This is a genomic window from Pseudomonas defluvii (assembly GCF_001695625.1).
GTDB classification, from domain to species: Bacteria; Pseudomonadota; Gammaproteobacteria; order Pseudomonadales; family Pseudomonadaceae; genus Aquipseudomonas; species Aquipseudomonas defluvii.
On sequence record NZ_MBPN01000009.1, the window covers coordinates 72,650 to 87,805 of the forward strand.

General features: G+C 59.6%; 8 protein-coding genes. 4 read left to right on the forward strand and 4 right to left on the reverse strand.

The window, feature by feature from the left end:
* The first annotated feature begins 148 nt into the window (after nucleotides 1–148).
* On the forward strand, nucleotides 149–2,365 hold the full coding sequence (locus tag EKA13_RS04570) for a dermonecrotic toxin domain-containing protein (RefSeq protein WP_065758223.1): 2,217 nt from the start codon (nucleotides 149–151) through the stop codon (nucleotides 2,363–2,365).
* 1 nt (nucleotide 2,366) lies between these two features.
* Here the strand turns inward: EKA13_RS04570 and betA are convergent, their stop codons facing one another.
* From betA to betI, 3 genes are all read right to left on the reverse strand, one after another.
* Entirely contained in the window at nucleotides 2,367–4,064 is a 1,698-nt protein-coding gene (gene betA / locus EKA13_RS04575; protein WP_065758224.1) for a choline dehydrogenase, read from the reverse strand.
* 78 nt (nucleotides 4,065–4,142) lie between these two features.
* On the reverse strand, nucleotides 4,143–5,615 hold the full coding sequence (gene betB / locus EKA13_RS04580) for a betaine-aldehyde dehydrogenase (protein WP_065758225.1): 1,473 nt from the start codon (nucleotides 5,613–5,615) through the stop codon (nucleotides 4,143–4,145).
* Nucleotides 5,616–5,644: 29 nt separating this feature from the next.
* Nucleotides 5,645–6,310, reverse strand: coding sequence for a transcriptional regulator BetI (betI, locus tag EKA13_RS04585; RefSeq protein WP_065758226.1), 666 nt, complete (start codon nucleotides 6,308–6,310; stop codon nucleotides 5,645–5,647).
* A gap of 423 nt (nucleotides 6,311–6,733) precedes the next feature.
* Here betI and betT point away from each other — a divergent pair, with 423 nt between their 5' ends.
* The 3 genes from betT to EKA13_RS04600 all read left to right on the forward strand — a co-directional run bounded on the left by betT (nucleotide 6,734) and on the right by EKA13_RS04600 (nucleotide 14,462).
* On the forward strand, nucleotides 6,734–8,737 hold the full coding sequence (gene betT / locus EKA13_RS04590; protein WP_065758227.1) for a choline BCCT transporter BetT: 2,004 nt from the start codon (nucleotides 6,734–6,736) through the stop codon (nucleotides 8,735–8,737).
* A 131-nt stretch (nucleotides 8,738–8,868) separates the two neighbouring features.
* The gene (locus EKA13_RS04595; RefSeq protein WP_065758228.1) at nucleotides 8,869–9,609 is read left to right on the forward strand and encodes a substrate-binding periplasmic protein; all 741 of its coding nucleotides are present in this window, start codon (nucleotides 8,869–8,871) and stop codon (nucleotides 9,607–9,609) included.
* 104 nt (nucleotides 9,610–9,713) lie between these two features.
* Nucleotides 9,714–14,462 carry a dermonecrotic toxin domain-containing protein gene (locus EKA13_RS04600; RefSeq protein ID WP_065758229.1) on the forward strand — a complete coding sequence of 1,583 codons (4,749 nt, stop codon included), beginning with the start codon at nucleotides 9,714–9,716 and terminating at the stop codon, nucleotides 14,460–14,462.
* A 28-nt stretch (nucleotides 14,463–14,490) separates the two neighbouring features.
* Here EKA13_RS04600 and EKA13_RS04605 read toward each other — a convergent pair.
* Nucleotides 14,491–15,156 (reverse strand): divergent polysaccharide deacetylase family protein (locus tag EKA13_RS04605; RefSeq protein WP_065758233.1); only part of this gene is annotated, 666 nt, incomplete at its 5' end.

Genomic DNA, 15,156 nt, shown 5'->3' on the forward strand with positions numbered 1-15,156 from the left:
ACAATCGGCGGGAAAGGTGTGCAGAAACAAGCAGGTCGCGTGCCAAGGATTCTAACCTGAGCGCTTGGAAAACTGTCTAGATAGTTACCACCGCGATGTGCTTGATAGCGTTTGCAATGCCGTATCAGCAACCAATACGGCAATTATCATGACGTCATTCGCATCCGCTTCTCTGCAGAACATCGCTCAAGGCTTCCTCGTGGCCTATCCCGATATCCATAGCCTGGCCCGGCTTGGCGCAGGCCATATCATCGAAAATGCACTCGGCTATTGGCTCGACCCCGACCAGGTCTACTGGCACCGCTTTGATAATGCCGTCAGCAGCAACCGAACCTTCAGTGGTTGGGCGCACTACAGCGCGCCGATCGAGTCGATGACGTTGAGCGAGCTGATTCAACGGCGTTTCACCCTCAACGACCAGCTCAATCCCGACCTGCTCAGCAACTACGGTGGTTTTTACCGAGTGGGCGCTGGCCATGGGCACTATGACGAGCGTGTCGAGGTTCGTCTGGCACCTGAAAATGTCATGGAGGCCTTCTGGGCGCTCGACCTGCAGTCGGTGTATCTGCAAACCCTGGAGCGGTTCTGGGCGCAGCATGCCGATAACTTCTGTCTGCTTGCCCGGGCGCAGTTTCTGACAGCATTGGCGCATGCACGAGAGAAGGAGGGCTTGTCCGACGCCGAGCAACAGGCGGTGTTGCGTGCGGCAGTCGGTTCGATCCGCTTCCCGGCAACGCTCGCGCGCTTGCGCCAGTCGCAGGGGGAGGGTGTGAGCTCCGGCTTCAGCGCCCTCAGCTTCAGTGGGCAGGTGGCGCGCGATATGTTCTGGTTGGTACTCCCGAGCAATGCCTTGCTGCTGTACCTGGCCAGCGAGACGCCTGCCCTGATCCGTTTTACCGGCAAGGACCAGCTCTATGCTTGGATAAAGGAGCAAGTGGCGGACGAGCCAGGCCGGCAGCGTTTTCGGCAACACTTTCCTGACCTTGATCCGGCCGCGGGGAAGGTGTTGTGTGAGCGTCTATCAGCCGGTCAGCGAGTGCTCAATTGGGATGTCGCGCCCGTTGCAGGGGATGTCTTTGTGCATCTGCGAGAGGCCGCCAAGCAGGAACTCAAGGCCGTTGCCTTGGCACGAATCACCGCCAATAGTGACTTGCGCAAGGCCAAATGGCTGGCATGGCTGGGAGTTGTCAGTCGTGTGGTTTCACCGCTGGCGCCGCTGGGCTGGCCGCTCGCCCTGGCGGCGGTCGGTGCCGGGGCGGCAAGCCTGGGATTGCACCTGGACCAGGCTGTCAACGCGAGCGATATACGCCAGCGCCGGCGCGGTTGGGTGTTGGCGGTTGTGGACCTGTTGTTTGTGTTGCTGGATGCCAAGATGCTTGAAGCCGATGCCTTCAACGGTGAAGCGCGTGCTGTTCGTACACCGGGTGGTTCTGAGGCTGTACCATTGACCCGAGCCCCGCAGGTGGCGTTGCCGCCGCTCCCGGTTGATGCGCAGCCTGTGGGGGCACCGCCGCTCTCTGACGGCAACTCTACGTTCTGGACGGCCTGCATGCGGCCCGCCGCCGATGAATTGCTGGCACTGTCCGATCAGGCGTTGGCACGTCAGCGAAGCCTGTTGACGCACCTGCCTGAAGCCGATCTGGAGCGGGTCTCGGCCAGCGGCGACTACCTGGATCCGTTTGGTGAGCCTTATGTGGTGTACCGCGATGAACTGGGTTTTGGCGCACGTCACATCAAGCAGTACAGCCATTCGCCGCAGCGCTACAACAACCTCTTGCGCGGCCTGCCGCTGGAAGGCACGGTTGACGCCAATGTGGCCAGGATTCATGCATTATCCAAGGAGTTGGGCATGGTTGGCTGCGATAATCAGGTGCGGCTGTATCGCGCTGCGTCTGCGGCGAGAGGCACATCCGGTGCATGGCTCAAGCGTGGGCAGGTGAAGGTTGGGGACGTGCTCCTGACGACTGACTTTACGTCGTTTACAGAAAACCCGTACACCCTCTGGGAGTTGTTCCGTGAAGACAGGAGTGCCGTTCAGGCACGTTTCGACGAAAGCTCCGTGGTGTTCGTTCTGGAGCCTGGTGGGCCTGCCTATGCGTCGCCCGTAGCAGCCTTTTCCGACCTGGAACATGAGGCCGAGGCACTGATCTTGCCGGGTCGGCCGCTGCGCATTCTCGACATTGCCGAGGTCGTCGGGGCGGATTTTCGCTTCACTCAAGTCCGTTTGCAGGGGGTTGAGTCGGTTGCTCCTGACGAGGCGATGTTCGAGTTTCGTACCGGGGAGCCGTTCCAGCGAGCGGCGTATGCCCGACGCCTGGGGGGCGTCGGGCAGAGCCTGGTCGAGCGCTTTTTTCCGCAGCCTTAGCTTATGCCTGCTTCACTTCACGCAGCGGCTTGCCCTTGACCGGCGCATCGTTGGCCACGTAGTACTTGGCGGTGCTGCGTGGCAGTGGCTGACGCCCACGAATCTTGTCGGCGATTTTCTCGGCCATCATGATCGTTGGGGCGTTCAGGTTGCCGGTAGTGATGATCGGCATGATCGAGGCATCGACCACGCGCAGGCCTTCCATGCCATGTACGCGACCCTGGCCATCGACCACGGCCATGTCGTCGGTGCCCATCTTGCACGAGCAGGACGGGTGGAACGCGGTTTCGGCGTGCTCGCGAATGAACGTGTCCAACTCTTCGTCGGTTTGCACATGCGCACCCGGGCTGATTTCACGACCACGGTATGCGTCCAGCGCCGGCTGCGCCATGATCTCACGGGTCAGGCGGATGCCATCGCGGAACTCCTGCCAGTCCTGTTCGGTTGCCATGTAGTTGAACAGGATGCTTGGGTGTTGGCGTGGGTCCTTGGACTTGACCTGGATGCGCCCACGGCTTGGCGAACGCATCGAGCCCATGTGGGCCTGGAAGCCGTGCTCCTGCACACCGTTGCTGCCGTTGTAGTTGATCGCGACCGGCAGGAAGTGGTACTGGATGTTCGGCCACTCGAACTCGGGGCGGGTGCGGATGAAGCCACCAGCCTCGAACTGGTTGCTGGCGCCGATACCGGTTCCGGCAAACAGCCACTGGGCACCGATAGCGGGCTGGTTCCACCACAGCAGCGAAGGGTACAGCGAGACCGGCTGGGTGCAGGCGTACTGCAGGTACAGTTCCAGGTGGTCTTGCAGGTTTTCACCCACGCCCGGCAGGTCGTGGACCACCGGAATGTCCAGGCTCTGCAGCAGTTTGGCCGGGCCGACACCGGAGCGTTGCAGCAACTGCGGCGAAGCGATGGCGCCGCTGCAGACGATGACTTCCCTGCGTGCACGGGCTTCGACACGCTCTTCGCTGTCGCCTTGCAGGTAGGTCACGCCAATAGCGCGTTTGCCGTTGAACAGCACGCGATCGGTCAGGGCATGAGTGACGATGGTCAGGGTCGAGCGCTTCTTGGCGATGTCCAGGTAGCCGCGTGCGGTACTGGAGCGACGGCCTTCAGGGGTCACCGTACGGTCCATCGGGCCAAAGCCTTCCTGCTGGTAGCCGTTCAGGTCTTCGGTGCGCGGGTAGCCGGCTTGCACGCCAGCTTCAACCATGGCGTGGAACAGTGGGTTGTTGCCCGCCTTTGGCGTGGTCACGCGGACCGGGCCTTCGCCGCCATGGTAGTCGTTCGGGCCGATGTCACGGGTTTCCGCTTTACGGAAATACGGCAGGCAGTCCAGGTAGCTCCAGTCTTCCAGGCCTGGCAGTTTGGCCCAGCCGTCATAGTCCATGGCGTTGCCACGGATATAGCACATGCCGTTGATCAGCGATGAACCACCCAGGCCCTTGCCACGGCCACATTCCATGCGACGGTTGTCCATGTAGGGCTCAGGATCGGTCTCGTAGGCCCAGTTGTAGCGGCGACCCTGCAGCGGGAAGGCCAGGGCGGCAGGCATCTGGGTACGGAAGTCGTAGCGGTAATCCGGGCCGCCGGCTTCAAGCAGCAGTACGGTGACGCCTTCGTCTTCGGTCAGGCGGGTGGCCAGGGTGTTACCGGCCGAGCCTGCACCGACAATGATGTAATCGAATTCTTGGGACATGAATGTACCCTCTTGGCAGTGAACGAGGTGAGCGGATGGCGCCCGGGTCTCGCGACTCGGGCGCGGCTACAAGGGTGCTTAGAACACCGAGTTGTAGTTGCCCAGCTCGACCTGTACCGACTTGATGCGAGTGTACTGAGCCAGCGAGCTGATACCGTTTTCACGGCCGACACCGGACTGCTTGTAACCGCCGACCGGCATTTCGGCAGGCGACTCGCCCCAGGCGTTGATCCAGCAGATACCGGCTTCCAGCTGGTGGATGATGCGATGCGCACGGGTCAGGTCGTTGGTGCAGACACCCGCGGCCAGGCCGAAGTCGGTGTCATTGGCGCGACGGATGACTTCTTCTTCGGTTTCGTAGGTGAGGATGCTCATCACCGGGCCGAAGATTTCCTCGCGAACAATGGTCATGTCGTCGCGGCAGTCGGTGAATACGGTCGGCGCAACGAAGGCACCCTTGGCGAAGTCACCGGTGGTCAGGCGTTCGCCACCGCACAGTACGCGTGCGCCTTCTTCCTTGCCCTTGGCGATGTAGCCGAGGACATTTTCCATGTGGGCGAAGCTGACCAGTGGGCCGAAGTTGGTGTTTTCGTCTTCCGGGTTACCCACGCGGATGCGCGCAACGCGCTCAACGATCTTGGCTTCAAAGGCGGCTTTCAGAGCGGCAGGCACGAACACGCGGGTGCCGTTGGTGCAGACCTGACCGGAGCTGTAGAAGTTGGCCATCATGGCGATGTCGGCGGCGCGATCCAGGTCGGCGTCGGCGCAGATGATCAGTGGCGACTTGCCGCCCAGTTCCATGGTGACTTCCTTGAGCGAGGAGCTCGAAGCACTGGCCATGACCTTCTTGCCGGTGTCGGTGCCACCGGTAAAGGATACTTTTTCAACGCGTGGGTGCTCGGTCAGCCAGGTACCGACTTCGCGACCGCTGCCGGTCAGCACGTTGAACACGCCGTCTGGCAGGCCGGCTTCGGTGTAGATTTCGGCCAGTTTCAGTGTGGTCAGCGAGGTGACTTCACTGGGCTTGAAGATCATCGCGTTACCAGCGGCCAGGGCCGGGGCGGATTTCCACAGGGCGATCTGGATCGGGTAGTTCCAGGCGCCGATACCGACGGTCACACCCAGTGGTTCGCGGCGGGTGTAGACGAAGGAGCTGTCGCGCAGCGGGATCTGCTCGCCTTCGATGGCCGGTACCAGGCCGGCGTAGTATTCGAGTACGTCGGCACCGGTCACGATGTCGACGTAGCGGGTTTCGGAGTAGGACTTGCCGGTGTCCAGAGTTTCCAGCGCTGCCAGCTCATCGTTGCGCTCGCGCAGGATGTCGACGGCACGACGCAGGATGCGCGAACGCTGCATGGCGGTCATCGCGGCCCAGACTTTCTGGCCACGTTCGGCGCTTTCGACGGCGCGCTCGACGTCTTCTTTGGTGGCACGTTGCACGTGGGCGAGGACTTCGCCGTTGGCCGGGTTGATGGCTTCGAAGGTGGCATCGCCGCCAGCGTCGACATAACCACCATCAATGTAGAGTTTTTGCAGTTCGAAACGGGCCATAGTGTCCTCGCAAGTGCATTGTGGTTTGGCTATCCGCGCAGCGCTCCTGCCTGTGTGGCAATCGCCGGGCGCGGTGCATCAGAGGCCTGGTTGTGTGTGTCCGGGCTCGTCTGTTTTGCCAGTTGTAGATCCATGTATTCGTAAGCGATTTGCTGCGCCTGGTCGGTGTCGAAGGCGTCTCCGGATAACGCACCACGCAGCCACAGGCCGTCGATCAAGGCTGCCAGCCCGCGTGCTGCACTGCGTGCTTCAGGCAACGGCAGGACGCGGCGGAACTGACAGCACAGGTTGGAATACAAGCGGTGATCGTTGATCCGCTGCAACCTGTGCAAAGACGGCTGGTGCATGCTGGTTGCCCAGAATGCCAACCAGGTTTTCATTGCCGGGCCGTTGACCTGGCTGGCGTCGAAGTTGCCTTCGATGATCACCTGCAGGTGGGCGCGCGGGCTGTTGTCCTTGAGCGCATGCCGACGTGCGGCGACGCTCTCGGTGAGCACGCTCATCAAGTACCGCATGGTCGCTGCGATCAGGCCATTCTTGTCCTGAAAGTAGTGACTGATGATGCCATTCGACACACCGGCCAAACGGGCGATCAGCGCAATGCTGGCATCTCCCATGCCGACCTGATCGACCGCCATCAACGTGGCTTCGATCAACTGCTGGCGGCGGATGGGTTGCATACCGACCTTGGGCATCTTGCAAATCTCCTCAGGCCTGCGGGCAGACGACAAGCGGCTGCCTCGGCGAAGGCCAGTCTATTTTGTTTTGATTGAACGTTCAATCAACAAAGAATAAGCTCTGCGACAATCTGCACCATTGACAGGTTTTTCTGACCTTCTGTTGGCGCAAATTGGCACCCAAAAATGACGTGTAAGCCCCGTAACACAAGGCGTTGACGGTTTTTTGCGGAATATTGAACAGATCGGCCGAACGGCACGCAGCCATGCGGCAAACCTTCTGGTCGGGGTTTTCGGTCTGTTTTTTAACGCAATCGTTCGGGATTACAGTTTTTTCCAAGGTGCTTTTATAACACCTGAGACAATGTGGCTATTGCACCATTTGCTCAGGTAACGGGTCGTTCTGTTGTTTTTTCTCGCACTGCCTGGAGCCTCTGTGCAATGAGTTCTGCCTCTTTGATAAAGACCCCTGTTGAGAGGGTCCGGGTCAATAGCGTGGTGTTCTTCACCTCGGCGCTGTTGATTCTTGTACTGACTGCCTTGCTGATCGCGGTTCCTGAAACTGCAGGTCGTGTGCTTGGCCAGGCCCAAGCCTGGTTGTCGCGTAGTTTCGGTTGGTACTACATGCTGGTGATTGGCGGCTACCTGCTGTTCGTCATCGTTCTGGCGTTTTCCTCCTTCGGCAAGTTGAAGCTGGGCGGCAAGGACGACACACCGGACTTCAGCTACGGTGCCTGGGCCGGCATGCTGTTCTCCTCCGGCATCGGTATTTCGCTGCTGTACTTCGGCGCCTCCGAACCGCTGGATCACTACTTCAACCCGCCAGAGGGCGCTCCGGCCAGCCTGCAAGCGGCCCGTCAGAGCCTGCAGTTGACGTTCCTGCATTGGGGGCTGCATGGCTGGGCGATCTACGCGTTGGTTGGTCTGTCAGTGGCCTACTTCGCCTATCGTCACAACCAGCCGCTGGCCCTGCGTTCGGCGCTGTACCCGCTGATGGGCGAGCGCTGGGTCAAGGGCGCAGCCGGTCATACCGTTGATATCTTCGGGATGTTCGTGACCCTGCTGGGCCTGGTGACCAACCTGGGTATCGGCTCGATGCAGGTATCGTCGGGCCTGGAGTACCTGTTTGGGATCGACCATAGCAAGACCAACCTGCTGATCGTCATTCTGGTGATGAGCACGGTGGCCACCATTGCTGCGGTATCGGGTGTGGAAAACGGTATTCGTCGCCTGTCCAACCTGAACATCCTGCTGTTCAGCGGCCTGCTACTGTTCGTGCTGTTCAACGGCCCGACCCTGCACCTGCTCAACAGCTTCGTACAGAACACGGGTGACTACCTCAACGGCGTGATCCTGAAGACCTTCGACCTCTACGTCTATGAGGGCGACAGCGCCAAGTCGGAGCGCTGGTTGGGCCTGTGGACGGTGTTCTATTGGGCCTGGTGGATCTCCTGGGGCCCATTCGTGGGTATGTTCATCGCGCGTATTTCCCGTGGTCGTACCGTGCGTGAGTTGGTGGCCGGCGTGCTGCTGATTCCGTTGGGCTTCACCTTGGCCTGGCTGTCGATCTTCGGCAATACCGCGCTGGACCTGGTGATCAACCAGGGCGCGGTGGAGTTGGGACGCACGGCGCTGGAGCAGCCCTCAATGTCGATCTATCAACTGCTGGAGCACTATCCAGCGGCCAAGATCGTCGTGGGTGTGGCCGTGTTTGTCGGTTTCGTGCTGTTCCTGACCCCGGCCGATTCCGGTGCAGTCATGATGGCCAACCTGTCTTGCAAGGGTGGCCAGGTCGACGAAGACGCACCGCACTGGCTGCGTATTCTCTGGTCGGCGATCATCACTCTGGTGACCATCGGTCTGCTGTTCGCAGGCAATTTTGAAGCCATGCAGACCATGGTGGTGTTGGCAGGCTTGCCGTTCTCCGTGGTGCTGGTGGTGTTCATGTTCGGCCTGTTCAAGGCGATGAAACAGGACACTCAGGTCGAGCAGGAGCAAGCCGAATTGGCGGCCCGGGGCCGTCGCGGCTTCAGCGAGCGCCTGAGCCAACTGGACCTTCAGCCGACCCAGGCCATGGTTCAGCGCTTCATGGACAAGCAGGTCAGCCCGGCGCTTAAGGAAGCGGCCGAGCAACTGAAGACCCTGGGCTATGAGGTGCAGACCCGCCTGGGCCAGTCGCGTGCGGCGATGGGCCTGCGGATCGACATGGAGGAGGGCAACCCCTTTGTCTATGAAGTCAGCCTGGATGGCTACCTGGCCGCGCCAAACGAAGCGCCGGCTGACGGTGCCAGCGATGTACGGCAACGCTTCTATCGGGCCGAGGTTTACCTGCATAACGGTAGCCAGGAGTACGACCTGATGGGCTTCACGCCGGAGCAGATTACCCGGGATGTACTCGATCAATTCGAGAGCCATCGCCAGGTGTTGGGTCGGGTGTACAGCTGACCATTATCCGCTGAAAGCCAAGGGCTCTGTTCGCAGGAACAGGGCCCTTTCTTTTTCATGTGTGCTGCGGTGCTGGACAGCCGCTCAGGTGCCCGGCACTCTTGAAGGCGCCAAGGATCCCGGTGCCTGCCATGTTCAAGCTTCCTGCTTTTCTGATCTTCAGCGTATTCCTGCTCAGCAGTGTTGCTCGTGCAGACGAGCCATTGGTGCTGCTGACCGAGAACTTTCCGCCTTACAACATGGCCACGAACGGCAAGAGCTTCGCTCAGGATGCCAATATCGAAGGCATTGCGGCCGATATCGTTCGGGAAATGTTCAGGCGTGCGGATGTCTCCTATAGCATGACTCTGCGCTTTCCTTGGGAGCGTATCTATAAGCTGGCCCTGCATACGCCAGGCTACGGTGTGTTTGTCACGGCCCGCCAGCCGGAGCGCGAGGCGCTGTTCAAATGGGTAGGCCCTATCGGGCCGGATGACTGGATCCTGCTGGCGCGTGAGGGCAGCCCGATCACCCTGGAACGCCTGGAAGACGCTCGTGGCTATCGGATAGGCGCCTACAAGGGCGATGCCATTGCCGAACACCTGAGCAAGCAAGGGCTACGACCTTCCATCGTGCTGCGGGATCAGGACAATGCCGGGAAGCTGCTCCGGGGGGAGATCGACCTGTGGGCGACGGGCGACCCGGCGGGTCGCTACCTGGCCCGCCAGATCGGCATCAACCAGCTCAAGACGGTGCTGCGTTTTAATGGTGCAGAGTTGTACCTGGCACTGAACACGAGCGTTTCGGACGCAGTTGTCAGTCGGCTTCAGCAGGCACTGGAGCAGATGCGCGAGGATGGGTTTGTTGACGCGACGTTTGCCCGCTATCTGTAAGGCGAGAAGGGCGCTTCTGCCTGGTGGTAGATAGTTATTGATCGGCCGTACAAGGCTGACGTTACGCTCCTGTATGTGTTCTATCGCACTGACAGGAGTTGTGCATGTCTGGTTCTTTACACCCCAGTGATATCAACATTCAGGCGATGGTTGCCTTGCAATTCGCCTCGCGCCCTACCTTGCGTAGCGTGCTTGAGCGGCGGATGCTTGAGGTGCTTTTCGCACGTTACCCATCCCTCGCCAGGAACTACCCCGGCCTGGTCTCGGCCAGTCAAATCAGCCTGATGGTGCCCGAAAGGCGTGAGAATCGCCTGTTCTATTCGCGCCAGTCACTGCTTGATGTCTTCATGCTGCATTTCGCACAGGGCAAAACGCTGGTATTTGCCAATGAGACTCAGGAGGCCTACCGGCTCAGCTATGACTACCCCGCAGTCATGCAATCGGGTGACCTGAAGAATCGTCTGGACATGGAGGATGTGGCTCAGTCGCTGAATGAGTTGCAGGCGACGATTCATATCAATTTGCAACAAGCCTTGGTCGATTACTGGCAGCAGACGGGCAGCACACAGGTGCCACGGACGCTGTGGCTCAGCGAGGTGCTCAAGACCGTTTTGACTGCAAGCCAGTCCACTGCAGAGTTAGGGCGTGAGGAGCGTGCTGCACTGTCCCAAGTCGTCGAAGTACCGATGAAAATGAGTCGACAGCGGCGCTATGGCAATGACTGCACGCAAGCCTACCTGATTGATATCCATGTGGATGGGGCTGCCGGTCCCTATGCCTTGCTGAGTGGTGACGTGCTGTTGAAGTCTCGGGTAGACGGGCACGACAGGTTCCTCTGGTGTCAGCCTTCGGGGCGGGTGGAATCGTTTACCCGCGAAGAGGCGTTTTCCGAGGCCTTGCATGCGTGGGTCGCCAAGCGTTTCGTGGTGTCTCAGGTTACCTGGAGCTGTCATGAGCCTGAAGAAAACCTGTTCGAGGTGCAGGCCAGTGTACTGTTGAATCGTCAGTTAGAGGCATTGACGCCGTTGGCGTCGCGTCGATTTGCCGATGTGCAGGCGCTGGAGCAAGGCTTTAGTGCGCTCACGGATCCTTCGGTGTTCTTCCTGCCCACCGCGCTGCTGACGGTGGTGCCACAGGCCGTACTCAGCGACAGCCTGCCAGACTGGTTAAGTGATGCCTCGGCATCCGATCAGTTTGCCTATATGGGCCTTTTGCTGGGGCTGGCCAATGCGCAGGCAACGTCTCGCGGGCAATCATTTCTTTATGATGTGCCGAGCTTGAAGGCTTTTACCGCTCAGTCACTGCGCGATCAGCTACTGAATGATCACCCATCGGACGGCGACTACTTTGCGGATGATCTGATACTGACGTTCGCGATTGCCGAAGGGCAACTGGGTACAGCTGGCATGATCAGGCACGAGGCCATGACCTTTACCGACTATGCCATCGGCAATCTGGTCTCAAAGCCCAGTGGCACTGTGGTCATCAGCCATCGGAACGACAAGCCGATCATGGCCTGGATGACGCCTGAGTACATAGATGAACTGGTGCAACGGGTGAACATCGGTGAGGTGTACCCCAAGCACGTCGCGGCGTTACTGGGCGACCCTGCCCAGCTCAAGCATCGACAACAGCTGTTTTGCCGTGAGCTTGAAGTGCATTTACCGCTTGTGGCGCTGGAGGCCAAAATCCGTGGGCAGGCCGGTTTCAGTGAAGTGGGCTACAACTATGTGCGGAGTGCGACGCTGGGGCTGAGTGATGATTTAACGGGCGATGAGGCCGCCGTGTTGATCAGGCCGCTTGCCTTCAAGCGCGAGCCTGACAGCGAGGTCGCGGATGAGGTCGTCAATTTCTTTGTCATTGCTCCCCGTGATATGACAACAGGTCCGTGCGTGCTGTACCGGCCGCTTGACACCGAGCAACCGTTGCTACAGTTCCCCAGCACTGAGGCGCTGTTTGATGCCATCAAGGAAGAGGGAGCGTTACAGGAGAGTGTCCTCAGTTGGTTCAGTGATGATACCCGTCAAGTCTACGCCAACGGTGGTTTCGACGAGCCGCACATATCCAGGGTGATCATTGACACTTTATTGCCGCTGGAACGGTCAGCACCTGCTCAGTTGGTTGCGGTGGACGTGGTGGGAACGGCCTGTGAGCGGCTCTTTGAGGGCAATACCCGGATGTTGGTCGAGCTGGCCAACCGAGACTCGGTGTCCAATGCCGAAAGCCGTTGGGCACTGATTAAGAAAGGTGCGTGGCTGGTGTTCGGCGCGGTAGTGCCACTACTGCGTGGTCCTGTCGCTGTGGTTATCTGGGTCGTTCAACTGGTTAGTAGTCTGAACGAGGATTTCAAGGCGTTGCGCAGCGGGGATGAGTTTCAGCGGGACGCGGCGATTGTTGATTTGCTGTTCAATCTGGGCCTGCTCCTGTTGCACCGCTCATCGCCGCCCGGTGAGGCCGCGCCGCCCAAGCCTGTTGCCTTGCCAGAGATTGCCGGCCCTGCGCGCAGGCTTGAGGGCGATGTGGTGCCATTGGTGAAAGTGCAAAAAGACCAGTCGTTCTCGACTACCGCCACGCTTGGCGGCAATGGCACCGCACTGGATTTTTCCTGGAGCAACCCCGCGAACCACCTGAGCGCAGTGCAGCGTGAAAAGCTTCGGCGCTGGCAGGTGGATCCGATGACAGACCTGGGAGGCTATCGCGAGGATGACGAGGCGCGGGGGCTGTATGGTACCGATGACAACCTGTATGCCAAGGTTGCAGGGGCTGTCTATCGTGTCGACCGGGCGGCAGGGGAGGTCTGGGTGGTCAACCCCATTTACCGTCTTCAGCGTGGCCCGCGGTTGCGGCACCTGTCGGCTGATGAATGGGCGCTGGATTTGAGATTGGCCTTGCGTGGCGGCGGCCCGAAGCGTCAGATCAGTGCATTGGCCGAGGCCAACAAGGCGCATTATGAAGCGACGCTCGAGCAGATGAGCAAGGCCATGCAAGACTACGTGACGGAGAAAGACGCTTTCGAGAAACTGATCGAGACCTCGCGGAGTTTGGTGGCCGAAAAAGACAACGCAGCGAAGACTCTGGCGGGCTTCAAGGCCAAGCATGAGGTCGCTGATGGACCGGCCAAGACGGTGCTTGAAGGGGTCATCGCAAAAGTACAAGCGCTTCAGCTTGAGCGGGAAAATGTGCTGGCGGCGCAGTACAAGAACCAGATCACGCATCTACGGCGGATGGTGGATATTCAATGGCAAGTCAGGGACATTGTTATCGACTTGGGTAAGCCTCAATACGCGAAGTTCTATGCGCGCACAGGGGTCTCCAAGAACCTTGACGCGGTGTTGACCCAGTTGGCCATTGATTCTGCCACCCTGTACCAACGGCTTTACCTTTGCACCGATTGGGACACGCTTGCCGAGAGTCGTGAGCGTGTTGTCAGATGGCCGCGTAGTGAGCTTGAAATCGATCATTACAATCAGTTTGTCGATGCTTTGACGACCAACATTCAGGAGCAGAAGGAAATCCTGGACTTCCTGGCGCAACTCGATCATCTGGACGGCCTGCTGGTTGAGGCGGGGTTGAGCGACGCCGTTGCCAAGGTGCGTGCCGAGCGTTTGTTCAGCACGAAAGAGCTTCGCTTTGCCTACCTGACCGACCTTGGCGAGTTGGTCATGAACAGGGCTGCGATGTCCGACCCGGATGACTTCCTGTGGCTGGAACATCTGCTGATCGGTTCGGATTTAAAGCGTGCAGGGTATTCCCATGCCTCCCTGGAGCAGGAGGACGTTTCGCTGTCTGATCGAATCAGCATTTTGAACAGTAGCCTTGAAGTCTATGACACAACGTTACAGATCTGTGAGTTTCTTCAGGAAAACCCGTACGACAACGTGCGTGCCGACGCGCTGGAGCGCTACAGGGCGGAGCTGAAGGATTTGAAACACAGCGCCGAGACAGACTTGGCGCTCGCGATCAGGGCCCAGGAGCTGGATCAACCCCGTACCCCTGCCAGGCCGCGTCCGACGCCGAAGTTTTCCGCCAAATCGCGCACCATCACCACGCATGACCAGCGCGTACTGGTAGGGAAGGAAGTGACCGAGGGTGATCAGGTCTATGTTGAGCAGCGTAATAAGGTGACGGGGGAGCGCCTGAGCCGCTTTCACCAGCATGGTGATCAGTGGGTCGAAGTGGTTGAGCAGGCGCAAGGCAGCAATGAGTTGCCCGCTCCTCAGGAAGGTGCGCCCTCTGCTGATGCATTGCGCCTGGCCAGGGAAAAAGCCAATCGCATGTTGAAAAGGCGTGAAGGTGCGTTGCGCAAACTGCGTGGTTACCTGAAAAAAACCGATTCGCTGAAGAGCCTTGAGCACATTTTTGAGCATGAAGAGCGTAATTTCCGTGAGGCGGCTCAGCAGCTTGAGGCACTAGGGGAGCAGTTGACTGAGGGCGACCTGGGCAAAATCGTCGCGCTTCGTGAGGCGGCCGATACCCTCCGCGAGGATTTGATTACCTTCTACATGGAGAGCCCGCCACAGGCCGAGAGCCTGAAGTACCTGTACAAGTATGCAAAGCTGCAGATCGCGCGGGTAGGGAGTCGAACGCCGGTCGAAGGGCATGCCAATGACTTCATTGAAAAATATGAAATCAGAACGCAAAAGCTGGAGCCGCTGTGGGAAATACACCTCCACTACCCGGACAATGCCACGCCACGTCGGCAGTTCGTCAAAGGCCACCTGAAGGCCTGGAAGGACCGAAACCTTGGGCGCCGCTATCAGTTGGCCAATGCGCGGGATGACGGAAGCCTTATCAATATCCACCGGGGCGATGTGACGTTGGCTGACGTGGACAAGATACTGCAGCTCGACTGATCGTCGCCTGGAGCACGAGCGGGAGCGTTCAGCGGGCGGGCAGGTACCGGCCATGTTTGCCATGGCCGGGCATGGCCTGGTTGCTGCGTTCGGCAATCATCTGGTGTATTTCAATCCAGGTGATGCCCTGGGCTTTCAGTTTCGGCAGCTCGCGCTCCAGCACGTCAAGTGTTTGCGGGTAAGGGTGGCCAATCAGTACCGCCGAGCCCTGTTTGTGCGCCAGGTCGATGCCCTGTTGCAACTGCGCGGCGATGGCGGCAGTGGTGCGGACATCGTCCAGAAACACATCACGTGAGACGCTGGCCAGGCCCTTTTCCTGGGCCTTGGCTGCGGCCACCGTCCTGGCGCTGGTGCGGCTGTCGACAAAGAACAGATCGCGTTGGTGCAGTTCATCCATCAGCCAACCCATGGCCTCGGGCTCTGCGGTCATCCGGCTGCCCATGTGGTTGTTCAGGCCCGCCGCGAAGGGCACCTTGACCAGGGCGGCGTCCAGGCGGCGCATCAGTTCAGCCTGTGGCATGCCTGGATGCCAGGCATAGGGCCCTGTTGCCGGGTCCATGGGCATGTGCAGAATGACCGTTTTGCCCGCCAGGTGAGCCTGGCGAGCAAGCTCGCTGGCATGTGGCGTGTCGGGCATCACGGCGAGTGTCACTGGGCCGGGCAGGGCGAGCACACGGCTGTCTCGTGCCGGGTT

Excerpts from the sequence above, each read along its gene's own strand:
- EKA13_RS04570 (WP_065758223.1), top strand. The coding sequence starts at position 149 with ATGACGTCATTCGCATCCGCTTCTCTGCAGAACATCGCTCAAGGCTTC.
- betT (WP_065758227.1), top strand. The coding sequence starts at position 6,734 with ATGAGTTCTGCCTCTTTGATAAAGACCCCTGTTGAGAGGGTCCGGGTC.
- betA (WP_065758224.1), bottom strand. The coding sequence starts at position 4,064 with ATGTCCCAAGAATTCGATTACATCATTGTCGGTGCAGGCTCGGCCGGT.
- EKA13_RS04595 (WP_065758228.1), top strand. The coding sequence starts at position 8,869 with ATGTTCAAGCTTCCTGCTTTTCTGATCTTCAGCGTATTCCTGCTCAGC.
- betB (WP_065758225.1), bottom strand. The coding sequence starts at position 5,615 with ATGGCCCGTTTCGAACTGCAAAAACTCTACATTGATGGTGGTTATGTC.
- betI (WP_065758226.1), bottom strand. The coding sequence starts at position 6,310 with ATGCCCAAGGTCGGTATGCAACCCATCCGCCGCCAGCAGTTGATCGAA.
- EKA13_RS04600 (WP_065758229.1), top strand. The coding sequence starts at position 9,714 with ATGTCTGGTTCTTTACACCCCAGTGATATCAACATTCAGGCGATGGTT.